Genomic DNA, 25,739 nt, shown 5'->3' with positions numbered 1-25,739 from the left:
GGGTGACCAGCACGAGTGACCGGCCCCACGGCAGGCCGATCGCCTGACGTGCGCTAAGATGTACAGGTTGCCTATGGCGACTCCCTGGGACCTCGGCCCCGCGAACGGGATGGTCGGATCACTGATCCACCCGCCCGTTCCATCGGCTGGTCCCGCACCCGGTGTGGTTCCCCTTCGCGGGAGAGCTGTGCGCGGGTGTGACCTTCATTCACTACAGGACAGGAATTCACAGTGACTTCTGTGACCCGTGCGCGCCGTCAGGTGCGCCTGAGCCGCAAGCTGGGCCTCGCGCTCACGCCCAAGGCCGTCAAGCACTTCGAGAAGCGCCCCTACCCGCCCGGTGAACACGGCCGTGCCCGTCGCCGCACCGAGTCGGACTACGCGGTGCGTCTTCGCGAGAAGCAGCGTCTGCGTGCGCAGTACATGCTTCGCGAGAAGCAGCTGCTCAAGGTGTACGAGAACGCCCGCAAGCAGGCCGGCCTGACCGGTGAGGTCATGGTCGAGGACCTCGAGACGCGTCTCGACTCGCTGGTGCTGCGTGCCGGTTTCGGCCGCACCATCCTGCAGGCCCGCCAGCACGTGACCCACCGTCACATCCTGGTCGACGGCAAGATCGTGGACCGCCCCTCGTTCCGCGTGAAGCCGGGCCAGACCATCCAGGTCAAGCCGAAGAGCCAGGCCACCGTGCCGTTCCAGGTCGCCGCCGCCGGCGCGCACCGCGACGTGCTGCCGGCCCTGCCGGGCTACCTGGACGTGCAGCTCGAGAAGCTGTCGGCCACGATGACCCGCAAGCCGAAGCGCGCCGAGGTCCCCGTGACCTGCGACGTGCAGATGGTCGTCGAGTTCTACGCTCGCTGATCCGGCCTGCCCGGTAGTACAAGGACGCCCCGTCCGCGCTTCGGCGCAGACGGGGCGTTCTGCTGTCGTGCGCCGGTCCCGACGACCGTTCGGCAAGCCAGGCGAGAACGGGGTTGTGTGCGCATCGGGTTCCCGCACGAACACAACCCCGTTCTCGCGGCGCGCTGACGTCGCGGGGCGCGGGCGGCGGCGTCCGGGATAGGGTGACAAACGGTTCCGGCGGACAGCTCAGGCAGAGCGTCAGGCCGGGCACCGGCTGACCACCAGCGGACCTTCAGGTAGGAGTTTGCGCATGACCTTCGGCGACCTCGGAGACGTGGCGGGACTGATCGCGGCCATCGCGTTCGTGCTCCTCGTGGGCTTTCTCGCCGTTCCCCTGTGGAAGCTGGGCAAGCTCCTCGACGAGGCGCGCTCGAGCGTCCGTGACGTCACGGAGCACTCGGTGCCGATCCTCGACGAGGCCGCTGCGACCGTCGCGTCCGCGAACACCCAGCTCGTCAAGGTCGACACGATCACGACATCGGCGGCGTCGGTCAGCGAGAACGTGTCCGCGCTGACCGGGCTGTACGCGGCGACGCTGGGCAAGCCGCTCGTCAAGGTCGCCGCGTTCTCCTACGGCGTGCGCCAGGCGTTCGGCCAGGCCAAGGGCCGGTCCGGCAAGCACACCGGGACCGAAGCATGATCCGCCGGCTGTTCTGGGTGGGTGTCGGGGTGGCCGTCACGGTCGTCGTCATCCGCAAGGGCCGCCAGGTGGTGGCGCGCTACACGCCCGAAGCAGTGAGCGAGCGTGCCGCGGCCGCCGTGGACGAGGCAGGCGTTCGGCTGAACCGGATGGCGCACAGCTTCCGGTCGGACTTCGCCACGGCGCGTGCTGAGCGCGAGGCGGAGCTCATGGCTTCCCTCCGGGGCGAGCTGCCGGGCCACGGGCGCTAGCCCGTCCCCAGCTCGTCAGCCGTACAGCGTCATTCAGTTTCCGTCCGCGGCACCACCAGCGGCAGAATAGAGTCGCGTCCGGATCCGGACGCGACTCGCGCGTCCCACCCGCGATTCACCAGCTTTGGCACGACCAATATCTCGCACCATCAACTTTCTGCACGACCGAGAAGAAGGATCACTGACCTCATGCGCACCGCCGAGATCCGCAAGCGTTGGCTCGACTACTTCGAAGCTCAGGGTCACGCGGTGGTGCCGTCTGCGTCGTTGATCTCGCCCGACCCGTCGACGCTGTTCACGATCGCGGGCATGGTGCCGTTCATCCCGTACATGACGGCGCAGCAGACGCCGCCGTGGAAGCGCGCCACGAGCGTGCAGAAGTGCGTGCGCACGCTCGACATCGACGACGTCGGCAAGACGACGCGCCACGGCACGTTCTTCCAGATGAACGGCAACTTCTCGTTCGGCGACTACTTCAAGGCCGACGCCATCCGCATGGCCTGGGACTTCCTGACCGGCTCGCTGGACGACGGCAAGCTGGGCATCGACCCCGACAAGCTGTGGGTCACCGTCTACTACGAGGACGACGAGGCCCGCCAGCTCTGGAAGGACATCGTCGGCCTGCCCGACGAGCGCATCCAGGGCCTCGGCAAGAAGGACAACTACTGGTCCACCGGCCAGCCCGGCCCGGCCGGCCCGTGCTCGGAGATCTTCTACGACCGCGGCGCCGCCTACGGCCCCGACGGTGGTCCGCTGATCGACGAGGGCGGTGACCGCTTCGTCGAGATCTGGAACCTCGTCTTCATGCAGTACGAGATCGACGAGGTGAAGTCCAAGGAGGAGTTCCGCATCCTCGGGGAGCTCGCCAACAAGAACATCGACACCGGCATGGGTCTCGAGCGTGTTGCCTTCCTGCTGCAGGGCAAGGACAACATGTACGAGATCGACGAGGTCTTCCCCGTCATCGAGGCCGCCCAGAAGCTCAGCGGCAAGGTCTACGGCGAGAACCGTGACGACGACGTCCGCATGCGCGTCGTCGCCGACCACGTCCGCTCCGCCCTGATGATCATCGGCGACGGCGTGCGCCCCTCCAACGAGGGCCGCGGCTACGTGCTGCGCCGTCTGCTGCGCCGCTCCGTGCGGGCCATGCGCCTGCTCGGTGTCGACGGCCTCGCCCTGCCGTCGCTGCTGCCTGTCTCCAAGGACGCGATGGCTGCCTCCTACCCGGAGCTCGCCGAGAACTTCGAGCAGATCTCCGCCGTCGCCTACGCCGAGGAGGAGGCCTTCCGGCGCACGCTGGCCTCGGGCACCACGATCCTCGACACGGCCGTCGCGAACCTGAAGAAGGCCTCGGGCGGCGAGGGCGGCGTGCTGCCGGGCGAGGCGGCCTTCCAGCTGCACGACACCTACGGCTTCCCGATCGACCTCACCCTCGAGATGGCCGCCGAGCAGGGCGTCCAGGTCGACGAGCAGGCCTTCCGCTCCCTCATGCAGGAGCAGCGCACCCGCGCCCGCGCCGACGCGCTGGCCAAGCGCACGGGCGGGGCCGACGTCGCCGCGTACGAGGCCCTGGAGAAGGAGCTGTCCGCCCCCGTCGAGTTCCTCGGCTACACGCAGACGGACGCCTCCGTACGCGTGACGGGCCTGCTGTCCGGCGGCGTGCCCGCCCCTGCCGTCACCGCCCCGGCCGAGGTCGAGGTCATCCTGGACCGCACCCCGTTCTACGCCGAGGCCGGTGGCCAGCTCGCCGACCACGGCACCATCGTGCTCGACGCCGGCGCCACCATCGAGGTCGACGACGTGCAGCGCCCCATCAAGGGCCTGAGCGTGCACCGCGGCCGCCTCATCGAGGGCACCGTGGCGCTGGGCGACCCCGGCACCGCGCAGATCGACACGGAGCGGCGCAAGGCCATCAGCCGTGCCCACTCGGCCACGCACATGATCCACAAGGCGCTGCACGAGCTGGTCGGCCAGGACCGCACGCAGGCCGGTTCCGAGAACGCCCCGAGCCGCATCCGGTTCGACTTCCGCTCGCCGTCGGCCGTGCCGGCCTCGGCGCTGTCGGAGATCGAGGAGCGCGTCAACGTGCGCCTCGCCGACAACCTCGAGGTGACCGACGAGCTCATGCCGATCGCCCAGGCCCGCGAGGCCGGCGCCATGGCGCTCTTCGGCGAGAAGTACGGCGACGTCGTGCGCGTGGTCTCCATCGGCGACGACTGGTCGCGCGAGCTGTGCGCCGGTACGCACGTCAAGCAGACGGGCCAGCTGGGCCGCGTGGCGCTGCTGGGCGAGTCGTCCATCGGCTCGGGCGTACGCCGGGTCGACGCCCTCGTCGGCGACGGCGCGTACGGGTTCCAGGCCAAGGAGCACGCCCTGGTAGGCCAGCTCACCGGGCTGCTCAACGCTCGCCCCGACGAGCTCCACGAGCGTGTGGGCTCGCTGGTCTCCCGCCTCAAGGAGACCGAGAAGGAGCTCGCCGCGCTGCGGCAGGGCCAGCTCCTGGCCACGGCGGGCAAGCTCGCCGCCGAGGCTCCTCGCGTGGGTGACGTCCGCGTCATCGCGCACGACGCCGGCGAGGCCCAGGCCGACGACCTGCGCGCCCTCGTGCTCGACGTGCGCGGGCGCCTCGGCGAGGCCGAGCCCGTCGTGGCCGCCGCCGGCGGCGTCTCGGGCGGCCGGCCGGTCGTGGTGGTCGTGACCAACGCCGCCGCCCGCGAGGCCGGCTACAAGGCCGGCGACCTGGTCCGCACCGCGGCCCAGACGCTCGGCGGCGGTGGCGGCGGCAAGCCGGACATGGCCCAGGGCGGCGGCACCGACCCGGCCAAGCTGGGCGAGGCGCTGGCGGGTATCGCCGAGAGCGTCCGCCTGGCCGCCGTCGGCGCCTGACGCCTGTGCCTTCGTCGTTCGAGCCCGTGCCCTCGGTGGCCGAGCCTGTCGAGACCCCCGAGCCCGGCCTCCCTCGCGGGGCCCGGCTCGGGGTCGACGTCGGCATGGCGCGGATCGGGCTCGCCGCGAGCGACCCCGACGGCCTCGTCGCCACCCCGGTGGAGACGGTGCCGCGGGTGCTGGCGCCCGGGGGTAAGGGCGGCAGCGGCAAGGGCAGCGAGAGCGCCCGCGGCACCACCGCCGACGTCGCCCGGATCGTCGCCGAGGCGGAGGAGCGTTTCGCCGCCGTCGTCTACGTGGGGCTGCCCAGGCACCTGTCCGGCAAGGAGGGCGCCGCGACGGCCGACGCGCGGGCCTTCGCGGCCCGCCTGGTCGTCGCGCTCGCCGCGGCCGGAGAGGCCGCGGAGGTCCGTCTCGTGGACGAGCGGATGACCACCGTGTCGGCGCACCAGGCGCTCCACGCGGCCGGTCGCAAGACCAAACGGCACAGGTCTGTGATCGACCAGGCCGCTGCCGTTATCATTCTGCAATCTGCACTCGACGCGGAGCGGGCGAAGGGGGAGCGCGCCGGCGAGCTCGTCGAGCCGCGGACCGTGCCAGACACGCACGAATGACCCCGCACGAATGACCCAGTCGCCCCCCAACGAAGGACAGTGAGCCTCCGGTGACGGACCTCTTCACAGCGCCCCCGCGTAACCAGGAAGACCCCGCGTTCCCTGAACCCAGGTCGAGCAGAAGAGCACAGCGCCGCCGACGGCGGAACCGGCACGGCCGTTCCCTCGTCGTGCTCCTGATCGCCCTCGTCCTGGTCGGCGGGTCCGGCTACGCCGTCTGGCTGAACCTCGGGTCACTGACCGGCCTGTCGAACCCGCTCGCGTCCAAGGACTTCCCCGGACCCGGCGGCGACCAGGTCGATGTCAAGATCCCCGAGGGTGCCTCCGGCACCGCCATGGGCGAGGCGCTCTACGACGCCGGTGTCGTGGCGAGCGTCGCCGCGTTCACCGCCGCGTTCGAGGCGAACCCGGACTCCGTGATGATCCGCCCGGGCACCCACACCATGCTCGAGGAGATGCCCGCGAGCGACGCGGTGGCGCTGCTCGTCAAGAACGACACGGTCGACCTGCAGCTCACGATCCCGGAGGGCTACACGGCCGACCAGGTGGTGGAGCGCGCCGTGCAGGTCAGCGGGCTGCCCGCGGAGGACTTCCAGGCAGCACTGGAGGACCCGGCGGAGATCGGGCTGCCCGAGCAGGCCGACGGCAAGGTCGAGGGCTGGCTGTACCCGGACACCTACACGCTGGAGCCGGACGACACCGCCGCGGGGCTGCTCTCGCAGATGGTCGAGCGCACCAAGAGCGAGCTGGAGGAGAAGGGCGTCTCCTCCAAGCAGTGGCAGACGGTGCTCACCAAGGCGTCCCTCGTCGAGCGGGAGGGTATGCACAGCGACGACAAGCCGAAGATCGCGCGCGCCATCGAGAACCGCCTGGACGACGACATGCGGCTCGAGATCGACGCGGCCGTCGCGTACGGGGCGAAGAAGTCGGGTACCGAGCTGACGAACGCGGACCGCGACAACACGAAGAACCGGTACAACACCTATCGGCACGCGGGCCTGCCGCCGGGCCCGATCGCCAGCCCGGGCGAGGTGTCCGTCGACGCGGTCCTCAACCCCACCCCGGGGGACTGGAAGTTCTGGGTGACGGTCAACCTCGACACCGGCGAGACGAAGTTCGCCGAGGACTTCGAGGAGCACCAGCGGAACGTCCAGGAACTGCGCGACTGGCAGGCCGCGAACGGGTGAATTCCCAGGTAGCGGGCGTTCTTGACGGTCCGGTGCCGTGAATTCGGGAGTTGGCCGCGAACGTGCCGATCGGGGTAGCGTTCGCGGCACCCGGCCTGTGATGCGATCGTGACATGCGATCGCGATGTCGCGCGCCCGGGTATGACCAGGCATGGATCAACCACGATCCAGGCAGCGCAGAGGATGGAGCGAGCGTGACCGAGGCCCTTCCCGGAGTGAGTTATCAGGGGCCACCGCGGCACGCCAGCGGCTCTCGCGGCCGACGAGGAGATCGAGACATGTCCGGAAGCCGGCGCGACAGGGCCACCGGGAGCGACCGGCGCGGCGGCAGGCGGGACAGGCGGCAGAAGCGGTCCAGGCGGCCGCTGGTCCTCGCCGTGGTCGCCGTCCTGCTGGTCGTCGGCGCCCTGGGCGCGTGGACGGTGGTCAACGACGGCTACCTGTTCGGCATCCGCACCCCGCTGGCCGCCCCGGACTACGAGGGCACGGGCGGCGAGGCGGTAGTGGTCGAGGTGCCCCAGGGCAACGGCTACACGATCGGCGCGGAGCTCGCGGAGCAGGACGTGGTCGCCAGCGCCGAGGCGTTCGTGCGGGCGTTCAACGCGAACCCGGACGCCTCCTCGATCCAGCCCGGCACCCGTGAGATGAAGCTGCGGATGAGCGCGGCATCGGCCGTGGCGCTGCTGGCGCAGAACAACGTGGACCGGACCGGCCTGACCGTCGTCGAGGGCAGCACGGTCGCGCAGATCGAGCAGATGATGATCGAGACGGGGTGGCCCGAGGCGGACGTCAAGGCAGCTCTGGCCGACCCGGCGGCCCTGGGCCTGCCCGCCGAGGCAGGCGGGCACCTGGAGGGCTGGCTGGCGGCCAACACCTACGAGGTCAAGCCGGACAGCACGAGCGCGGCGGACGTGCTCAAGCAGATGGTCGCCCTGACGATGCAGGAGCTGGAGGAGCTGAAGGTACCGGCCGACCAGCGCAACGACCTGATCATCAAGGCGTCGCTGGTCGAGCGGGAAGCACCGGACGAGTACCGGGGCGAGGTCGCCCGGGTGATCGAGAACCGGCTCGCGGCGAACGAGGCGCTCGGCCTGGACGCCATCGACTCCTACGGCCGCAAGAAGCCGTCGCACGAGATCACGTCGGCGGAGTTCCGGGACAAGTCGTTCCCGTACGCCTCGCGCGTGGTCAAGGGGCTGCCCCCGACCGCCATCGGTGCGCCGAGCAAGGCGTCGATCGAAGCGGTCCTGAAGGCGCCCGAGGGGCCGTGGCGGTGGTACGTGACGGTCAACCTGGACACGCAGGAGACGAAGTTCACCGACGACTACAACGAGTTCCTGGCCTTCAAGGACGAGTACCAGGTCTGGGCCGCGGAGAACGGGTACTGAGCATGAGCACCACGACCATCCGCCGGGCCGCCGTGCTCGGCCACCCCGTCGCGCACTCCCTGTCCCCGGTGCTGCACGGCGCGGCCTACCGGGCCCTGGGACTGGACGGCTGGGAGTACGGCGTGCACGACGTCACGGAGGGCGCCCTGGAGGGCTTCCTGCGGGACGTCGACGCGGGCTGGGCAGGCCTGAGCCTGACGATGCCGCTCAAGCAGGTGGTGATCCCGCTCCTGGATCACGTGGACCCGCTCGCCGAGGCGGTGGGCGCCGTCAACACGGTGTTGTTCTCCGCGGCCGGACGCTCCGGCAGCGGCGCCGTCACCACGACCGGCACGAACACCGACGTGCACGGCATCGTCGCGGCGCTGCGCGAGGGCCTCGGTGCCCGCGGCGTCGCGGACGCGGTGATCCTCGGTGGCGGTGCGACGGCGGCGTCGGCCCTCGCGGCGGTGGCGGAGCTCGGCTGCGTCTCGCCGCGGGTCTTCGTGCGCTCCCTGGACCGGATCGGCCCGCTGCGCGCGGCGGTCGCGCGGATGGGGGTCAGCCCGTCGTTCGAGGTGTTCGACGAGCGGGCGACCACGTCGGCCCTGGCGGTCGCGGACGTCGTCGTCTCGACGACGCCGAAGTACGCCGCCGACCAGTGGGCACCGCTGCTGACCGGGCTGCTGACCGGCGCGGGGGAGAAGCCCCGCGGCGTGCTCCTCGACGTCGTCTACGACCCCCGCCCCACGGCCCTGCAGTCCGCCTGGGCCGCGCTGGGGGCCGACACCGTGGGCGGCGAGCGCATGCTCCTGCACCAGGCGGCCGAGCAGGTGCGGCTGATGACCGGGCGTCCCGCGCCGCTCGCCGCGATGGACGAGGCCCTGCGGAGCGCGCTGGCCTGACGGCCTGTGGACAGCGGGCGCGGCCTGCGTCACGCGCGTGAAACAATCGCGCCATGCTGCGTTGGTTGACATCGGGTGAGTCGCACGGTCCTGCCCTCGTGGGCGTGATGGAGGGTCTGCCCGCTGGGGTGGAGCTGACCACGGAGGACATCCAGGGTGCGCTCGCGCGCCGCCGCCTCGGTTATGGCCGGGGCGCGCGCATGAAGTTCGAGCAGGACGAGGTGCGGGTGCTCGGCGGGCTGCGCCACGGGATCACGCAGGGCGGTCCGCTCGCCATCGAGATCGCCAACACCGAGTGGCCCAAGTGGACCGACGTCATGTCGGCCGACCCGGTGCCGCCGGAGGCGCTCATGGTCGACGCCGGCACCGGCGACGAGCGCGAGGTGGCCCGCAACCGGCCGCTGACGCGCCCGCGCCCGGGCCACGCCGACCTCATCGGCATGCGCAAGTACGGCTTCGAGGACGCGCGGCCGGTGCTGGAGCGCGCCTCGGCCCGCGAGACGGCGGCCCGCGTGGCGCTCGGCGTCGCCGCCGCGAAGTTCCTGGAGCAGGCTCTCGGCATCCGCCTCGTCTCGCACGTGGTCGCCATCGGCGGCGCCGCGGTGCCCGACGACTCCGCGCTCCCGACCCCCGACGACCTCGCCGCGCTCGACGCCGATCCGGTGCGCTGCCTCGACGCGTCCTCCTCGAAGCTCATGGTCGAGGAGATCGACCTGGCCAAGAAGGACGGCGACACGCTCGGCGGCGTCGTCGAGGTGCTCGCCTACGGCGTGCCGTCCGGCCTGGGCACCTACGTACAGGGCGACCGCCGGCTCGACGCGCGCCTCGCCGCGGCCCTCATGGGGATCCAGGCGATCAAGGGCGTCGAGGTCGGCGACGGCTTCCGCACCGCACGCCGCCGCGGCACCGCGGCCCACGACGAGATCGTGCGCGAGTCCGTGGCCGGGTCGGACGGGGCCACACCCGGGCGGATCCGCCGCACGACCAACCGCGCCGGCGGCATCGAGGGTGGCATGTCGAACGGCGAGGTCGTGCGCGTCCGTGCGGCGATGAAGCCCATCTCGACGGTGCCGCGCGCGCTGCCGACCGTCGACACCGCCACCGGCGAGCCTGTCACGGCGCACCACCAGCGGTCCGACGTGTGCGCGGTGCCGCCCGCCGCCGTCGTCGCCGAGGCGATGGTCGCGCTCACCCTGGCCGAGGCCGCGGTCGAGAAGTTCGGCGGCGACTCCGTGGCCGAGGTGCGCCGCAACATGGAGTCGTACGTCGCGGCCATCCCGGAGCTGCTGCAGTGAGCGGCCCGGTCGCCGTGATGATCGGCCCGCCCGGCTCCGGCAAGTCCAAGGTCGGCCGCATCCTCGCCGCCGGCCTGGGCGTCACGGTCCGGGACACCGACGCGGACATCGAGGAGAGCGCGGGCAAGCCCGTCAGCGAGATCTTCGTGGACGACGGCGAGCCCCGCTTCCGCGAGCTGGAGCGCGCGGCGGTGCTCACCGCCCTCGCCGAGCACGACGGCGTCCTGTCCCTCGGCGGCGGCGCGGTCATGAACCCCGCCACCCAGGACGCGCTCGAGAAGTACACGGCCGACGGCGGGCAGGTCATCTTTCTCGACGTGCCGCTGGCGATCGCCGCCCAGCGCGTGGGCATGAACCAGGCCCGGCCGCTGCTGCTGGGCAACCCGCGTGCGCAGTGGCAGAAGCTGATGACCGAGCGGCGCCCCACGTACGAGCGGCTCGCGACCCTGACCGTCGTCTCGAGCGAGCGGCCCGGCGAGCAGGTGGCGGCCGAGATCATCGAGGCGCTGGGCCTGGAGGCCACGGCAGGCGAGCTGATGGACCCCAAGAAGAACGAGGAGAGCACCACGTGAGCACCGAGAGCGTCCCCACGCGGGTCACCGTGCGGGGAGACGCCCCCTATGACGTCGTCATCGGCCGCCACCTGCTGGGTGAGCTGCCCTCGCTGGTCGGCCCGGCCCGCAAGGTGATGGTGGTCCATCCGGCCGCGCTGTCCGCGACCGCCGACGCGATAGCGGAGGACCTGAAGGCCGGCGGGTACGAGGCGTTCGTGGCGGAGGTGCCCGACGCCGAGGAGGCCAAGACGCCCCAGGTCGCGGCGTTCCTGTGGGGGCTGCTGGGCCAGCTGGACTTCACGCGGTCGGACGCGATCATCGGGGTCGGCGGCGGAGCCACCACCGACCTCGCGGGCTTCGTGGCGGCGACCTGGCTGCGCGGGATCCGCGTGGTGCACGTGCCGACCACGCTGCTCGCGATGGTCGACGCCGCGGTGGGCGGCAAGACCGGCATCAACACGTCGGAGGGCAAGAACCTCGTCGGCGCGTTCCACCCGCCGGCGGGCGTGCTGTGCGACCTGGCGGCCCTCGGCTCGCTCGACAAGTGGGACCTCGTCGCGGGCCTGGCGGAGGTCGTCAAGACCGGCTTCATCGCCGACCCCGTCATCCTCGAGCTGGTCGAGGCGCACGTCGACGAGCTGCGGAACTGGGCGGGCACCGAAGCGACCGACGAGACCTGGGCCGTCATCGCCGAGCTGGTCGAGCGGTCGGTCCGGGTCAAGGCGGAGGTCGTCGGCGAGGACCTCAAGGAGGCGGGCCTGCGGGAGATCCTGAACTACGGGCACACCCTGGCGCACGCGATCGAGCTGGCCGAGCGGTACCAGTGGCGCCACGGCGCCGCGGTGAGCGTCGGCATGGTCTTCGCCGCCGAGCTCGCGCGCATGGCCGGCAAGCTGCCCGACGACGTCGCCGACCGGCACCGCGCCATCCTGTCCTCGCTCGGGCTCCCCGTGCACTACCGGGGCGACCGCTGGGACCAGCTGCTGGCTGCGATGCGGCGCGACAAGAAGACGCGCGGCGACCTGCTGCGGTTCGTGGTGCTGGACGACGTCGCCAAGCCGGTCCGCCTGGAGGGCCCCGACCCGACGCTGCTGGCCGCCGCCTACGCGGAGGTCTCGAAGGAGCCGCCGACCCAGGGCCCGGGCACCCCGGTCACGCTGACGCTGGGCTGAGATACCTCGTTGACCCGTGCGGTTGGTCCGTACGGTTGGTCGGTGCCGTTGATCTGCGCACTTCGGGTGCGGGGAGGGTGCAGGGGTCACTGTCTGACAACGGGCCGGCGAATCGGTCTGGCCGGGGACGGTGGCCCCTGACGGCGCCGGACTCGGTCGTCAGCCGCTGCCGGCGATCGCAGTCACCGGCCCGGTGACCTCGATGGAGAACGGCACGTCGGTGCGATCGACGGCGGTGGCGAGGTCCTCGGCGACGTCGCCGAGAGTCTGCCCGGCGGGAAGTTCGGCGATGCCGAGCTGGAGACCGGAGCCGTCGTTCTCGGGGCCGCCGCTCGTGACGTGCACGCCGGGCACCAGGCCGGGGCGCATCGCTTCCAGAACGAGCTCCTGCAGCTCAGCGGGACGGAACGCGGCGGCCTGGACGACGACCCGCAGGTGCTCGGGGGCCGAGCGGATCTGTGCCCGTAGGGCCGCGCTCGGCTCACCGAACCATGTGATGGTGACGGTGGTGTGATCCTCGGAGATCGCGACGGAACCGAAGTCCGGGTCGTCCCGCACCGTGGTGTCGAGGCTCTCGATCCAGTCGATGGTCGCAGCATCCATGCTGGCGTGACCGAGCTCCTCCGGAGCCGGGTCGACCAGGACCCGCTCGGACGGGACGGGAAGAGGCTCCGGCTCCACCGGGGACAGTGACAGCGTCGCGAGGGGTTGCAGCGGCGGCGCCGGGCTGTTCGCCGTGGCCGCGAACACGGCTCCTGCCGTGGCCATACCGATGACGCCGACGGCGGCGGCCGTGAGGAGCACGGTACGCCGCCCACGCCGCGACGTGGGCGGCGCCGATTCGCCGAAGCTGCCGTCTGGCCTGCTCACCGCTTCATTCTCGACAGCGCGCGGCACCAGCGCAAGCACCTGACGCCCTCGGACTCAAGGGGTGACGAAACGGGTGATCTTGGCGGATCAGCCACGCAGCTCGCGGTGAACGGGCCTACCGTCCGTCGCACAAGGGGAACCCGCGCGCGGCAATGGCGGCGTGCTGACCGAGAGGTGCCACCATGCGCAAGGTCTATAACCTCCCTCCAGGCTGGCCGGCGCCGGACCCGGACTGGACGCCTGATCTGCGATGGGAGCCGAACCGGCAGTGGTCGATGCCCGCCGGCTGGCAGCTCTGGGTCGATGTGCCGGACACAGCCATGATCGGTGACGGCGCCGTCGTCGTGGACGTGCCGGACGGTGAGGGCGGCCAGCGGTCCCGTCGCCGCCCGCTGCTGATCGTCGGCGCGGTGGTGGCGGCGGTCGTCGTCTTCCTCGTCGGACTCGGCGCGAGCGGAGGGAACCAGGGCGCTGTCGAGGCTGCTGAGGCTTCCGCCTCCGCAGCGGTGGTCGCAGCGGAGGCCGACCGCGCGGCGCTGCAGGCGGAGACCGAAGCGCTCGCGGAGGCGCAGCAGGCGCTTGAGACGGACGCGGCGAAGCTGGCATCCGACAAGAAGAGCCTGAAGGCCATGATGACCGGCGTCACGCAGGACTCGGAGAAGGTGAAGGACCGCGAGGCAGCGGTCGAGACCGCCGAGGCGGAGCTGGAGGGACGGGAGTCCGACGTCGCCGCGCGGGAGGCGGCAGTCGAGGAGGCGGAGGCCGTGGCGCTCGCGGGCGCAGGGACTGGTGAGTCCGTGGACGAGGGCTCCGCGGACACCGGGGGCACGGTCTACTACGAGAACTGTGACGCCGCGCGAGCCGACGGTGCCGCGCCTGTGTACGCCGGTGACCCTGGTTACGCCTCGCACCTGGACCGAGACGGCGACGGCGTCGGTTGCGAGTGACCCGGAAGCCCCGTGTCAGACGCTGGGTTCACTGGAGTGACCTGAGCGTCTGACAACTCGGGTCACTCCCAGAGTCCCCGCTCGATCAGGAGGTCCTTGAGCAGGTCCGCTCGGTCCGTCACCAGGCCGTCGACGCCCAGGTCGATGAGCTGGCCCATCTCGGCAGGGTCGTTGATGGTCCAGACATGCACCTTCTTGCCGAGCGCGTGCGCCACCTCGAGCGATGCGGCGTCGACCACCGTGACGGACTTCTCGCGCACGGGGACCTGCAGCGCGTCGACGTCACGCAGGGAGCGGCGGGCCAGCGGGCGGGTGCGCAGGCGCACTCCGGTGAGGAAGCCCCTGATCTCGTTCCGCCCGGCGGACGTGGCCACCGGGCGGGACAGCTTGGCGAGCGTGGCCCGGCGCCGCGCGGCGTCGAAAGAGGTGACGCAGACGCGGTCCCAGGACGACGTCTTCTCGACGGCGCGGGCCACGGGGCCGACGCCGGAAGCGTGCTTGACGTCGATGTTCACGCGCAGCTCCGGCCAGCCGCCCAGGACGTCCTCGAGCAGCGGCACTGGCTCGACGCCGCCGATGCGGGCCTCGCTGACGTCGGACCACGGCAGCTCGGCCACGAGGCCGGCGCCGTCGGTGGTGCGGTCGAGGGACTCGTCGTGCAGCGCGACCGCTACGCCGTCGGCGGTGCCGTGCGCGTCCGTCTCCACGTACCGGAAGCCGAGGTCGACGGCGGCGCCGAATGCCGCCAGCGAGTTCTCCAGGCCCTCGGTACCGACCGAGGCGTGGGCGAATCCGCGATGCGCGAGGGCTTGGAACGGCCCCTCGAAATAGGTCACTGGCTGTCCCTCGGGTCTCGATACTGAGTGGTCGTGCGGGTGGTCGTGCGGGTGGTCGTGCGGGTGGTCGTGCGGATGGTTCTGCGGGTGGTCGTACGTGCGACAGTGCGTGCCGGCGTCAGGTCGCGTCCCGGGCGCCGACGACGGCGCCCAACCGGCTGTTCGTCCATTGCAACATGCCGTCGAGGTATGCCTCGCGCGGCCCGCTGGCCGACAGCGTCAGGTCGTGCACCGCGCCGGGTACGACGAGCTCCGTGACGTCGTGCCCCAGGGACGGGACGAGCGCGGCCATCTGGTCGACGTCGAGCACCGTGTCCTGCGCGTCGAGGAGCGGGTTGTCGAGGGCGTCCGGGCCGGAGGAGTCCGACCGCGCCAGCAGCACCGGGCATGCGATCTCCAGCCCCGCGGCGACGCGTGCCTGGCCGCGCCGGACCGCGACGAACCACCCGACCCGGCTGGGCAAGCCCTCGGGCCGCTTCAGCGTCGTGTCGAACTCCCAGCGCCCGCCGTTGGCGGCCAGCAGGTGCTCCGCGTACCTCGAGGGGCTGTCCTTCACGACCGCGGTGGCGGCGAGCCGGCCGACGGTGTCCAGCAGCCGCGTGCCGACGCCGCGGTGGAACTCGGACGCCCAGAGGTCGAGGAACGGGGAGTCGAGCACGAGCACGTCGGGTCCGGCGTCGGCGCCCACGGCGTTGCGGTGCGCGTGGGCCCACAGCGCCCCGGTGAGCCCGCCGGTGGAGTGGGCGTGCAGCACGAGCGGCAATCCCGGCTCCAGCGCGCGCACTGTCCGGGCGGCCGCCGCGATATCGGTGGCCTGCTCGCGCAGGTCCATCACGAAGTGCGGGATCTGGTCGGGCTGCAGGGACCGCCCGGCCGCGCGCAGGTCGAGGGCGTAGAACGCGTACCCCGCCGCCGCGAAGGCACGAGCCAGGTGCTCCTGGAAGAAGTAGTCGTTGTAGCCGTGCACGTGGATGACGGCGGCGTGGGGTGCCGGAGCGTCGTCCGGGTGCGGGTAGCGCACCAGCGTGGCCGGCCCGAGCGGGGCCTCCTGGAACGGTTCGCCGAGCAGGTGGTCGGTCTGCCAGCCGAGTTCTACCTGCTGCGGGTCGGGCAGGGGCGGTACGGGCACGAACGGATCCTAGCCCGGCGGGACGCCGCCGTCGGTTCATACTGCCTGCTGCTCTGCCTGTTTGCTCCGCGGTCACCACGCGGTCACCGCGTACTGACCGCGCGGGCACCGGGGTGACAGGATGTCCGGCATGCGCAATATCGGCCGGACGGTGCAGTCGTCGATCTACCGCGACGGGGTGTTCGGCCGCCGGCCGGTGGTCCCCACCGACCCAGACGCGCTCGCCGAGAGCGCACGACGCCGGATGACCCGCACCGGCTGGTCCTACGTCGCCGGGGGAGCCGGCGCGCAGCGCACCGTGGACGCGAACCGGGAGGCGTTCGGCAGGTACCGGATCGTGCCCCGCCAGATGGTCGACGTCGGCGAGCGGTCGCTGGCCACCACCCTGCTCGGGCGCGACCTGCCCGCACCCGTGCTGTTCGCGCCCGTGGGTGCCCTGGAGCTCGCCGTGCAGCACCAGCTCGGCCGGGGAGGCAGGCAGGCCGCACCCCGCAACGCCGAGCCCGCGCTCGCCCGGGCCGCCCGCGACCTCGGCCTGCCCGTGGTCATCTCCACGCAGGCGTCGACGCCCATGGAGGACACCGCCGCGGCGCTCGGCGACAGCCCGCGCTGGTTCCAGCTCTACTGGTCGTCCGACGACGCCCTGGTCGAGTCGTTCGTCAGCCGCGCCGAGGCCAGCGGCTGCGAGGCGATCGTCGTCACGCTCGACACCCACGTGCTGGGCTGGCGCACGCGCGACCTCGACCTCGGCTACCTCCCGTTCGCCCGGGCCGAGGGCATCGCCCAGTACCTGAGCGACCCCGTGTTCCAGCAGCTGGTCGAGGCCCGCGTCCGCGCTGCGGGCTCTGCCGGCTCGGGTACCGGTGGCTCGGGCACGGCAGGCTCGGAGACGACGTCGTCCCGGCCCACCGTGGCCGCCGTCCGCTCCCTGCTGTCCATGGCCCGCCACCACCCCGGACCCACCTGGCGCAACCTCACCCAGCCGTACGCGCGCGCCGCCGTCGAGACCTTCCTCGACGTGTTCTCCCGCTCCACCCTGACCTGGACCGACCTCGCCTGGCTCCGCGAACGCACCACGCTCCCGATCCTCGTCAAGGGCATCCAGCACCCCGACGACGCCCGCGCGGCCCTCGACCACGGCGCGAACGGCATCATCGTGTCCAACCACGGCGGCCGGCAGATCGACAACGCCATCGCCTCGCTCGACGCCCTGGCGCCGGTGGCCGACGCCGTGCGCGCCCACGGGGGTACGGGCACAGGCCCGGATGCCGGCACGGCAGGGGTCCCCGTCCTGTTCGACTCCGGGATCCGTACCGGCGCCGACGTCTTCACCGCACTCGCCCTCGGCGCCGACGCCGTCCTCCTGGGCCGGCCCTGGGTCTACGGCCTGGCCCTCGCCGGAGCCGACGGCGTCCGCGCCGTCACCGAGCACGTCCTGGCCGAGCTCGACCTCACCATGGCGCTCGCGGGTGTGTCCGCCACGGAACAGGTCGGGCGGCACAACCTGGCGCTGTGACCTGCGGCTCCGGCGGGCGTCGGTATCAGATCGTGACCGCCTTCGGCACCCGCCGTTCACCGGATCCGGGCAGACTGCCGCCATGACCGACGCCGCTCGCGGACCCGAGACACCGGATCCCACCTCTGCTACCCCTCCGCCCCCGAGAACGGGTCTGGAGCTGCAGGAGGGTGTGCGGGTCCCGCGTCGCCAGGTGGTGTCGTGGGCGCTGTGGGACTGGGGTACCCAGCCGTTCAACACCGTGATCCTGACGTTCGTGTTCACGGCGGTGTACCTGACCTCCGAGGCCTTCCTGGACCCCGCCGTCGTCGCGCTGGGCGAGAGCGACCCCGCCTACCAGCGTGGCCTCGCGGAGCTGACCAGCGGCGTGGGCCTGTGGAACACCCTCGCCGGTCTGCTCATCCTCGTGTTCGCCCCCGTGGTGGGGCAGCGTGCCGACGCCACCGGCCGGCGCAAGGTCTGGCTGGCCGGCGGCACCGCGGGCATGGTCCTGTGCATGCTCGCGCTGTGGTTCGTCGAGGCCGACCCGATGTACTTCGTGCTCGGTGCCGCCCTGATCGGCCTGGGCAGCGTGCTCAACGAGATCGCGGGTGTGAACTACAACGCCATGATGGTCTCCGTCGCCACGCCGCGGACCGTCGGCAAGGTGTCCGGTCTCGGCTGGGGCCTCGGCTACGTCGGCGGCATCCTCGCGCTCCTGTTCGTGGTCATCGCCGACGCCGCGAACTGGTGGGGCATGCCCACCGACAACGGTCTCGCCTTCCGCGTGATCGCCGTCGGCTGCGCCCTCTGGACGATCGCCTTCGCCTGGCCGATCCTGGCCTTCGTGCCGGAGCAGCCGGCCACCAAGGGCCGTCCGAAGGTCGGCTTCTTCGTCGGCTACGCCGTCCTGGTGCGCGACGTGCAGGGCCTGTGGCGCACCTCGCGCCGCACGTTCTGGTTCCTGCTGGCCAGCGCGGTGTTCCGGGACGGACTGAGCGGCGTCTTCGCGTTCGGCGCGATCATCGGCAGCGTCAGCTTCGGGTTCTCCTCCCAGGAGGTGATCATCTTCGGGATCGCGGCCAACCTCGTGGCCGGGATCAGCACCGTGCTCGTCGGCTTCGCTGACGACCGCTTCGGCCCACGCTCCGTCATCCTCACCACGCTCAGCATCATCGTGGTGGCCGGCGTCTCCGTCGTGCTCCTGCGCGACCTCGGCCCCAGCGTCTACTGGGCGGGCGGGCTCGTCCTGTCGGCCTGCGTCGGCCCGGCACAGGCCGCGTCACGGTCCTACCTCGCCCGGGTGACTCCGGTGGGCAGGGAGTCGGAGATCTTCGGGCTCTACGCCACCACCGGCCGCGCCGCGTCCTGGATGTCCAGCGCCCTGTGGACGATCACCATCGCCGTCACCGGCGCGACCATCTGGGGGACCCTCGGGATCGTCGCCGTCGTGCTCGTCGGCCTCGTGCTCATGTGGTTCGTGCCGGGTGCGCCGGCCGCCGAGAGCCGGTCCGAAGCGGTACCCGAGACGCACACCGGCGCGTGACGGTGCGGGTGCGTGCGCGAGTGACGCGCACGCACCTGTGAGACGTACCCGGGAGGCCTAGCGAGCGCCCCGGCGCTGCCGGTCGATCGTCAGCCATTCCCGGAGCCGCTCCAGGTCCGCCTGCGGCCCCAGGTGCCGGAGCTTCTCCGGGTTGATCACACCCCGGATACCCGCGACCTGCCCGTCGACCACCTCGAACGACCAGGTACCGATCAGGCCACCGCCGATGACGTCGTCCGCCATGATGAGCAGACCAGGCTCCCCACCCACCAGAGCACGCTCGAAGTGGATGGGCGCACCACGGCGCATGAAGACCGCCAGCAGACGCGCCACCGTGTCCCGCCCCGAGACCGGCCGGGCGATCGAGAAGCCCGGCGGCACCTTCCCGCCGCCGTCGCCGGTGAACACGACGTCCTCGGCGAGCAGCGCCAGGAACGGGTCCACCGCACCCTCCTCGCACGCGGCCAGGAACCGCGTGACGAGCTCCTCCGCGCGTACCCGGTCGGCTCGACCTGGTCCTGAGCGGGTGGGTGCTGAGCGGGCGGGTCCTGAGCGGGCGGGTGCTGAACGCGCGGCGTCGTCGCGCTCCCGCGCGATCCGCCGTCGGGCGCGAGACGCCAGCTGACGCGCGGACACCTCGCTCGTGCCGATGACGCCCGCCGCCTCCGTGTGGGAGTAGCCCAGCACGTCGTGCAGCAGGAAGGCCGCGCGCTCCGTAGGGGTAAGCCGCTCCAGCAGCACCAGGAACGCCGTCGAGAGGTCGTCGGCCAGCTCGGCGTGCGCTGCGGCGTCCGGCGGCGCGGACGCCATGGCGACCGGCAGGTTCGCCTGCACAGGCCCCACCAGAGGTTCCGGCAGCCACTCGCCCACATAGGACTCGCGCCGCACCCGGGCCGAACGGAGCACGTCGATGGCGATCCGCGTCGTCACCGTGGTCACGAACGCGTCCGGGTTACGCACCCCTTCGGTCTGCGACAGGCGCAGCAACGCCTCCTGGACGACGTCCTCCGCCTCGGCCACGCTGCCGAGCATCCGGTACGCCACGCTGAACGCCAGGGGGCGCAACCGGTCCAGGGCGGCGCCGTCGAGCCGCGTACCGGGCGGCTGGGGCGCGTCCTGTGTGTGGCTGTCCTGGCTGTCCTGTGTGTGGCCGTCCTGGGAGGTCTCCGGGTCCGTCATGAGCACATGCTCTCGCGTCATACCCCCTCTGACGAGGGACGGGTGCCAGATGTGACAGCGCCGGCGCACGGTGTCTCTCGGGGCCTGACCGGGCCTCACGGACTGATCGCGCGCCGCGCAGTATGCGCTAGGCCCGCACTCACCGAGCCCCCTACTCTGCGGCCGTGAGAACAACCGCGCTCCTCGTCCGCCTTCTCCTCGAGCTCGCCCTCTTCGCCGGCGCCGCCTACGCGGGCTGGACCCTGTCCGACGGCGGATGGCGGATCCTCTTCGTCATCCTCGCCCCGGCCACCGTCATCGCGATCTGGGGGACATTCCTCTCGCCCAAGGCCCGCGTCACCATCCCGCCGTCGGCCCGCATCACCCTCGAAGCACTCCTCTTCGGCGGCATCGGCTACCTGCTCTGGCAGGCAGGGGTACCGACGATCGGGACGGCGCTCGCGGTCGTATGGGTGCTCCACCGCGTGGTGCTGGCGCTGACCGCGGGCACGCCGAGCATCCTGGAGACGGGCGGGACGCCGCGCTGATCGGCTGGGTGACTGGCTGGGTGACTGGCATGGTGACTGGCGGGGTGCGAGGCGCTCCGTCGGTCACGCGGCAGGATCGATCGTCAGCGCCTGTGCATCGCGTCTATCTCGTCGCGGCGGAACAGGATCAGCCGGTCCAGGACGTCGTCCGGCAACGGGCGGTCGGACGTGAAGCGGATGGTCCCCTTCGACGTCGAGAAGCCGGTGAGGTCAGTCTCGAGCGCCTCGAGCGCCTCGATCGCGGGAGGGCTGAACGGGTACAGCCCGATGTGCTTCGCCGTGGCCCGGGCCGACACGAGCGGGCTGCCCCGATAGCGCAGCGCGGCCATGCCGTAGCTCACGCCTTCCTCGGCGTCGGGCACGAGCTCCAGCGCCCTCGCCCGCACACGCTCGACGGCATCCCGGACAGAGCCGTCGAGGCTCGCGATGTAGTCGGTGAACTCGTCCATGAGCACAGCCTCGCCCGAAGGACAGCGGGGCGCGCGGGCACTTTTGAGTGGGTGTCTGCGGGGCCTCCGGTAGGGCGGTCGGGGTGCGCGGTGGCCTTTCAAAGAGTTATCCACAGATTTCGAATCCGGCAAGCAGATCGCACGCGTGTTCGAGAGAATAGATACAGCAAGGGAGTGAGAACTAGAGGCGAGCAATCGAGGTAGGCGGGGGTGGGCAGGGTGGATCGGACGACGAACGGTGGTTCCGCTGCTGGTCTGCCTGCTGCGGCGTCGATCGAGGATGTGCTGGCCCGGATCGAGGCGGCGACCGCGGAGCTGACTGCTCTGACCGACCCCGAGACGTTGACCGGTTGGGATGCGCCGACGGTCACTCGCCTGGCTGATGCGCACACCCGGATCCGCCGGGTGACCGGTCGCCTGGACGGGGTGCGGTACACCCTGCTGCCCCGGATCGAGAACGAGGGGTCCTGGCGCTCCGGTGGAACGGCCCGGGCGTTCACGACCTGGCTGCGCCTACGCGAAGGCATCTCCGCCTCGACGGCGGGTAAGGACATGACCATCGCCCGCCGTCTGGCGACCGCGCTGCCCGTGACGCGGGAGCGGCTGGTCGCGGGAACCCTGGGTGTCGACCACGCGAGGGTGATGACGGAGGTCGCGCCCACCAGCGAGACCCGTACCGACGCACTGGCCTGGCTGATCGACGCCCGCACCGGGCACACCACCACGCCGGAACAGTTCGTCCAGTCGGTGCCGGTCGACTTCCCCGACCCGGTGGACGACCCCGACGGGACCCGGACCCGTGAGCTGGTCACGCAGGTCCTGGAGGGTGCGATCACGGAGGGGACCCTGGTCACCGGTGAAGCCCTGGTGCTGCGTGAGGCTGGTGTGTTGAACGCGGATCAGTTCCGGAAGGTGGCGCGCCGGTTCGCGACTGTGACCGATCCCGATACCGACGATGTGGACGATGACAAGGCCGCGCAGGGTGAGTTCTTCGATCTGGCCAAGACGTTCGGCGGGTATCACGTGGCCGGGTTCCTCACCGACGAGCACGGCCTGCAGCTGACGACCGCGATCAACGCGGTCCTGGGCGCCCCGGCGGCGGAGGACACCCGCACGACGACCCAGCGTCGGGCGCAGGGTCTGGCGGATGTGGCGCGGGTGGTGCTGGACACCAACCAGGCCTCCCCGGGCGCTGCGATCGCGCCGCACCTGAACGTCACGGTGTCCTGGGACGAGTTCGTCACCCAGGTCACGAGGACCCGGGACGGCCTCTGCCTGACCTGCGGGCAGACCACACCAGGGCGCGGCACCCGCTTCGGCGTGGGGCCGAGCATCCCCAGCACCACCACCAGCACCACTGGCACCGGCTGTGGCGCTGGCGCTGGCACCAGCACCAGCACCAGCACCACCAGCACGGGTGCGGGTGCGGACGCGGATGCGGATGCGGATGTCGGTGCAGGTGCAGGTGCAGGTGCAGGCGCGTTGCACACCGGCCCAACGGCCGAAAGCCCGACCGGAAGCCCGAACGGAAGTCCGACCGCAGGTCCGGGTACCTGGAGTGCAACGGATACGGCACTGTCCGGGTTCTTGTCCTCCGGTGGTCCGGTGTTCACCGAGACCGGCGGTCGTGCCCCACGCGCGCTGGTGCGCCGCCTGGCGTGCCACAGCGCGGTCACCCGGATCGTGTTCGGACCCGACGGCGCCGTCCTGGACGTCGGACGTGCGCAGCGCACGGTGTCGGGGCAGATGCGCCGCGCCGTCATCGCGAGAGACCAGCACTGTGTCTATCCGGGGTGTGATCAACCGCCGTCACGGTGCGAGGTCCATCACGCCCTGACCCACTGGGCCGACGGCGGAGACACCTCGGTGACGAACAGTGCGTTGTTGTGCTGGTTCCATCACCAGCTGGTGGATGCCAAGGGCATCACCATGCACTGGACCGGCAAGCCCGCCGACACCACGGCCGGTGCCCTCCTCGAGACCGGGTGGGCGTTCACGGACGCCCGTGGGCACCGCATCCGCCTCCCTGAAGCCATCGAAGCCACACCCCCGCCCACCACCGAAGTCGCCTGAGCGGCCGGTCGGACCCGGCAACCCGCCGAAGCCGCCGGACCGGTCAGGCCAGCGCGCCAGCAGGCCTGGCGCGCCCTAGCGAGACCGCCGAACCCCACCAAGCTCACCGAACCAGCGACCCCATCGACCCCACCGAAAACCCCTCGGCAACGAGCGGCATCCACTCACCGGATCCGCCGCCGTCGGCGTGGCTCAGGCAGCCTGACCTCCAACTCGTCAGGCCGCCTTGCTCCGTTCATTGCCTGTCATTGCCTGACGAGTCGTGTCCGGCCTGCCAGGAGCACGGTCATCATCGCGAGCAGGCCGGTGAGCCCGAGCACCGCTGCGTAGGCGGGCAGCCCCACGATGTCATGCAGGGTCCACAGGAGCGCTCCGGTCGCGGTGGACGCGACGGCGGCGGCGACGGCGTCAGCCACCTGGAGAGCCGACGAGGCCGAGCCCTGCTCATGCGGCGCCGCCAGCTCGAGCGTCAGGACCGACAGCGTGGGGTAGACCAGGCCCATCCCACTGCCGGACAGCACCCAGAACGCCATCCCGACCCCGGCCGGCACGGCGGGGAGCACGAGGACGGCCGCGCCGACCATCCCGAGGGCGAGCAGGCCGCCGCCCAGCCGCACGTAGCCGGCGTGGCTGAGGTGCAGCAGGTTGCGGCCACGCACCCAGGACGCCCCGGACCAGCCGAGCGCTCCCACCGTCAGGATGAGGCCGGCACCGCCAGGGCTCAGGTGGCGCTCGTGCACCAGGAGCAGGGGCAGCAGCACCTCCGCGCCGACGAACGCCGCCGACACCAGGGCCCGCACCGACACGACGGCCGGCAGCCCGCGTCCGGCCCGCAGCACGGCCAGGATGAGGCGCAGCGCGTGCAGCGGGGGAGCACCCGGTTGATCGACGGCGGCCGCGCCGCCCCGGTCGCCGTTCGTGCTGGACCCCTTCGGGGTCGGGCCGACTGGAGCCAAGTCCTCCGAGGCCGCACCGTTCGAGGCAGTGTCATCGGAGATGACGACGCTGTTCGCGGCCGCACCGTTCGACACCGCACCGTTCGACACCGCACCATCCGACACCGAGCCGCCCGCGGGATCCGGCCGATCGCCTCGGGCGGCCGTGAGGCCGGGCCGCATCAGGAGCGCCGCCGGCACCGTGAGCGCCGCGGCGCCCAGGAACACCCAGCGCCAGCCCACGTGGTCCACGAGGAGCCCGGCGAGTCCCGGCCCGACGATCGCGGGTACGACCCACGCCGCGGCGAACGCCGAGAACACGGCGGGGTGCCGTTCGGCGGCGAACACGCGAGCGACCAGGACGTACAGCGCGACCCCGTACAACCCGTTGCCGACGCCCTGCACCGCGCGCCCCGCGACGAGGGTGCCGATGTCGGTCGCAGTTCCCGCGACGACGAGCCCGACCACGAAGAGTGCGACGCCGGTCCACATCGCGGGCGTCGGGCCGCTGCGGTCGCACCAGCGCCCGGCCGCGAGCATCCCGACCACGCTGGTCGCGAAGGTCACCGCGAACGCGAGCGTGTAGTACCGCAGCCCGTCCAGCTCGACGGCGACCGTCGGCATCGCCGTGGACACGGCGAGCGCCTCGAACGCCCCGAGCGAGCAGAGCGCGACCATCCCGGCGAGGACGAGGCGCTGCGCCGCCCGGCTCAGCGTGCCCGACGGCGCAGGCGGTGCCAGATCCGACGGCGCGGCTGAGTCAGTGCCCGGCGGAGTCGCCGAGGGAGAGCCCGACGGCGACGGGGGAACGGTCCCGGTCACACCAGCACCACCTTGCCGGTGGTGCGACGCTCCTCGAGCTCGCGGTGGGCCCGCGCGGCCTCGGCGAACGGCACGCGATGCGTCGCGATCCGCCACTGGCCGGACGCCGCCCGGGCCAGCGCGCGCTCCTGGTAGGGGCGCTGGTCGGGCATCGGGGGAGCGTCGGGCCCGACGGCGTAGCGCACCTCGATCTGGGAGTCGATCTGGTCGGCCTCCGCCCAGGACGTGTACCGGTTGGGCTCGCCGGAGGCCCAGCCGTAGGCCACGAGCCGCGCGGGTGCGGACGTGGCGGCCTCTCCTCCGTCGCCGAGCAGAGCCGTGGCATCTGTGCCGAGGTCGCCGCCGACGCCGTCGAGCACGAGCGTCGCGGGGGAGCCGCCCAGCGCTGCCCGTGCGACGTCCGTCCAGCCCGGGACGGAGTAGTCGACGAGCTCGAGCCGCGAACCGGAGCCCGTTCCCGCCAGCAGGTCCTCCAGGACCTTCAGCCGGGGCCCGCTGCTCGCCAGGGCGACGACGCGTGCGCCGGCGCCGAGCGCCTCCTGCACGAATAGTGTGCCAAGCCCGCCTGCGGCACCGGTGACGACAACGACGTCGGCGGCAGTCACTGCCGCGATGTCGAGGGTGTAGACGGCCATCCGGCCCGTGCCGATCATGGCTATCGCGTCGGCGGGGTCCAGGGGAGTGCCGTCCGGGCCGTCGGGGATCACGTGCAGCTTGTCGGCTCCGACGACGACGCGCCGGGCGTACCCGCCGCCGTCGGGCACGCGGCCGAGGTGCGCCGCGACGCGCCGTCCGGTCCATGCGGGATCGACCCCGGGGCCGACGCCGGAAACGGTGCCCGCGATCTCCCGGCCCGGGACGGTCGGGAGGCTCGGCAGGGGGAGCGGAGGGCCTTCCTCGCCGCGGCGGATGCTCGCGTCGACGAGGTGTACCCCGTGCGCTACCGCGTCGACGAGCACCTCGCCGGGGCCGGGTACGGGGTCCGGGATCTGCTCGAGCGTGAGCACCTCGGGCGGGCCGAAGGAGTGGTGTCTGATGGCGTCCATGCGGTCATCCTCTAACCTGAACCAAAGTTGAGGTCAATCGCGGCCCGCACGGGCCGCCCTGCGGCGTCCGCCGGCGTCGCCCGAGCGTCGCCGCCGGAGTGTTGAAGAGCCTGA

At 71.9% G+C, this 25,739-nt stretch carries 23 protein-coding genes; 16 read left to right on the top strand and 7 right to left on the bottom strand.

The window, feature by feature from the left end; genetic code table 11:
• The first annotated feature begins 231 nt into the window (after positions 1 to 231).
• The 11 genes from rpsD (at position 232) to aroB (ending at position 11,771) form a co-directional block, all read left to right on the top strand.
• A complete protein-coding gene (rpsD, locus tag ACFO6V_RS01305) occupies positions 232 to 858 on the top strand; it encodes a 30S ribosomal protein S4 (RefSeq protein ID WP_377131348.1) in 627 nt (208 codons plus the stop codon).
• 292 nt (positions 859 to 1,150) lie between these two features.
• Positions 1,151 to 1,540 carry a DUF948 domain-containing protein gene (locus ACFO6V_RS01300; protein WP_116675090.1) on the top strand — a complete coding sequence of 130 codons (390 nt, stop codon included), beginning with the start codon at positions 1,151 to 1,153 and terminating at the stop codon, positions 1,538 to 1,540.
• The gene (locus ACFO6V_RS01295; RefSeq protein WP_377131345.1) at positions 1,537 to 1,791 is read left to right on the top strand and encodes a hypothetical protein; all 255 of its coding nucleotides are present in this window, start codon (positions 1,537 to 1,539) and stop codon (positions 1,789 to 1,791) included. The genes ACFO6V_RS01300 and ACFO6V_RS01295 overlap by 4 nt, the downstream gene beginning before the upstream one ends.
• Positions 1,792 to 1,980: 189 nt before the next feature.
• Entirely contained in the window at positions 1,981 to 4,677 is a 2,697-nt protein-coding gene (gene alaS / locus ACFO6V_RS01290; RefSeq protein ID WP_377131343.1) for an alanine--tRNA ligase, read from the top strand.
• Between the two features lie 104 nt (positions 4,678 to 4,781).
• Positions 4,782 to 5,291, top strand: a complete 510-nt coding sequence (gene ruvX, locus ACFO6V_RS01285; protein WP_377132130.1) for a Holliday junction resolvase RuvX — start codon at positions 4,782 to 4,784, stop codon at positions 5,289 to 5,291.
• Between the two features lie 170 nt (positions 5,292 to 5,461).
• Complete coding sequence (mltG, locus tag ACFO6V_RS01280) at positions 5,462 to 6,478, top strand: endolytic transglycosylase MltG (protein ID WP_377131341.1); 1,017 nt, start codon at positions 5,462 to 5,464, stop codon at positions 6,476 to 6,478.
• A gap of 278 nt (positions 6,479 to 6,756) precedes the next feature.
• Entirely contained in the window at positions 6,757 to 7,866 is a 1,110-nt protein-coding gene (locus tag ACFO6V_RS01275) for an endolytic transglycosylase MltG (protein ID WP_377131339.1), read from the top strand.
• Between the two features lie 2 nt (positions 7,867 to 7,868).
• On the top strand, positions 7,869 to 8,750 hold the full coding sequence (locus ACFO6V_RS01270; RefSeq protein ID WP_377131337.1) for a shikimate dehydrogenase: 882 nt from the start codon (positions 7,869 to 7,871) through the stop codon (positions 8,748 to 8,750).
• Positions 8,751 to 8,803: 53 nt separating this feature from the next.
• Positions 8,804 to 10,045 carry a chorismate synthase gene (gene aroC, locus ACFO6V_RS01265; protein ID WP_377131335.1) on the top strand — a complete coding sequence of 414 codons (1,242 nt, stop codon included), beginning with the start codon at positions 8,804 to 8,806 and terminating at the stop codon, positions 10,043 to 10,045.
• Between the two features lie 17 nt (positions 10,046 to 10,062).
• Complete coding sequence (locus ACFO6V_RS01260; protein ID WP_377132128.1) at positions 10,063 to 10,617, top strand: shikimate kinase; 555 nt, start codon at positions 10,063 to 10,065, stop codon at positions 10,615 to 10,617.
• Positions 10,614 to 11,771, top strand: coding sequence for a 3-dehydroquinate synthase (aroB, locus tag ACFO6V_RS01255; RefSeq protein WP_377131333.1), 1,158 nt, complete (start codon positions 10,614 to 10,616; stop codon positions 11,769 to 11,771). The genes ACFO6V_RS01260 and aroB overlap by 4 nt, the downstream gene beginning before the upstream one ends.
• A 159-nt stretch (positions 11,772 to 11,930) precedes the next feature.
• Here the strand turns inward: aroB and ACFO6V_RS01250 are convergent, their stop codons facing one another.
• Positions 11,931 to 12,641 carry a hypothetical protein gene (locus ACFO6V_RS01250; RefSeq protein WP_377131331.1) on the bottom strand — a complete coding sequence of 237 codons (711 nt, stop codon included), beginning with the start codon at positions 12,639 to 12,641 and terminating at the stop codon, positions 11,931 to 11,933.
• 182 nt (positions 12,642 to 12,823) lie between these two features.
• On the opposite strand from ACFO6V_RS01250, the gene ACFO6V_RS01245 reads away from it, so the two are divergent.
• On the top strand, positions 12,824 to 13,588 hold the full coding sequence (locus tag ACFO6V_RS01245) for an excalibur calcium-binding domain-containing protein (protein ID WP_377131328.1): 765 nt from the start codon (positions 12,824 to 12,826) through the stop codon (positions 13,586 to 13,588).
• 62 nt (positions 13,589 to 13,650) lie between these two features.
• On the opposite strand, the gene ACFO6V_RS01240 is transcribed toward ACFO6V_RS01245, so the two are convergent.
• Positions 13,651 to 14,424, bottom strand: a complete 774-nt coding sequence (locus tag ACFO6V_RS01240) for a glycerophosphodiester phosphodiesterase (protein ID WP_377131326.1) — start codon at positions 14,422 to 14,424, stop codon at positions 13,651 to 13,653.
• A 118-nt stretch (positions 14,425 to 14,542) separates the two neighbouring features.
• Positions 14,543 to 15,553, bottom strand: coding sequence for an alpha/beta hydrolase (locus tag ACFO6V_RS01235; RefSeq protein ID WP_377131324.1), 1,011 nt, complete (start codon positions 15,551 to 15,553; stop codon positions 14,543 to 14,545).
• Positions 15,554 to 15,683: 130 nt separating this feature from the next.
• Between ACFO6V_RS01235 and ACFO6V_RS01230 the strand changes: the two genes are divergently transcribed.
• Positions 15,684 to 17,069, top strand: a complete 1,386-nt coding sequence (locus ACFO6V_RS01230; RefSeq protein WP_377131322.1) for an alpha-hydroxy-acid oxidizing protein — start codon at positions 15,684 to 15,686, stop codon at positions 17,067 to 17,069.
• An 82-nt stretch (positions 17,070 to 17,151) separates the two neighbouring features.
• Positions 17,152 to 18,594: an MFS transporter gene (locus ACFO6V_RS01225; protein ID WP_377131320.1), complete on the top strand. Its 1,443-nt coding sequence runs from the start codon at positions 17,152 to 17,154 to the stop codon at positions 18,592 to 18,594.
• Between the two features lie 57 nt (positions 18,595 to 18,651).
• On the opposite strand, the gene ACFO6V_RS01220 is transcribed toward ACFO6V_RS01225, so the two are convergent.
• On the bottom strand, positions 18,652 to 19,773 hold the full coding sequence (locus ACFO6V_RS01220) for a sigma-70 family RNA polymerase sigma factor (RefSeq protein WP_377131318.1): 1,122 nt from the start codon (positions 19,771 to 19,773) through the stop codon (positions 18,652 to 18,654).
• A 164-nt stretch (positions 19,774 to 19,937) separates the two neighbouring features.
• On the opposite strand from ACFO6V_RS01220, the gene ACFO6V_RS01215 reads away from it, so the two are divergent.
• Positions 19,938 to 20,300, top strand: coding sequence for a YrdB family protein (locus tag ACFO6V_RS01215; RefSeq protein WP_377131316.1), 363 nt, complete (start codon positions 19,938 to 19,940; stop codon positions 20,298 to 20,300).
• A gap of 83 nt (positions 20,301 to 20,383) precedes the next feature.
• On the opposite strand, the gene ACFO6V_RS01210 is transcribed toward ACFO6V_RS01215, so the two are convergent.
• Entirely contained in the window at positions 20,384 to 20,749 is a 366-nt protein-coding gene (locus ACFO6V_RS01210) for an iron chaperone (RefSeq protein WP_377131314.1), read from the bottom strand.
• A 219-nt stretch (positions 20,750 to 20,968) separates the two neighbouring features.
• On the opposite strand from ACFO6V_RS01210, the gene ACFO6V_RS01205 reads away from it, so the two are divergent.
• On the top strand, positions 20,969 to 22,822 hold the full coding sequence (locus tag ACFO6V_RS01205) for an HNH endonuclease signature motif containing protein (protein ID WP_377131312.1): 1,854 nt from the start codon (positions 20,969 to 20,971) through the stop codon (positions 22,820 to 22,822).
• A gap of 245 nt (positions 22,823 to 23,067) precedes the next feature.
• Here the strand turns inward: ACFO6V_RS01205 and ACFO6V_RS01200 are convergent, their stop codons facing one another.
• Both ACFO6V_RS01200 and ACFO6V_RS01195 read right to left on the bottom strand, forming a co-directional pair.
• Positions 23,068 to 24,579: an MFS transporter gene (locus tag ACFO6V_RS01200; RefSeq protein ID WP_377131310.1), complete on the bottom strand. Its 1,512-nt coding sequence runs from the start codon at positions 24,577 to 24,579 to the stop codon at positions 23,068 to 23,070.
• Positions 24,576 to 25,625: an alcohol dehydrogenase catalytic domain-containing protein gene (locus ACFO6V_RS01195; protein WP_377131308.1), complete on the bottom strand. Its 1,050-nt coding sequence runs from the start codon at positions 25,623 to 25,625 to the stop codon at positions 24,576 to 24,578. The genes ACFO6V_RS01200 and ACFO6V_RS01195 overlap by 4 nt, the downstream gene beginning before the upstream one ends.
• Positions 25,626 to 25,739 lie beyond the last annotated feature (114 nt).

It is taken from the genome of Promicromonospora alba (assembly GCF_042654905.1).
Lineage (GTDB): Bacteria > Actinomycetota > Actinomycetes > Actinomycetales > Cellulomonadaceae > Promicromonospora > Promicromonospora alba.
Note: the sequence above shows the minus strand (reverse complement) of the source record. Positions and strands in the feature narration are given on the sequence as shown.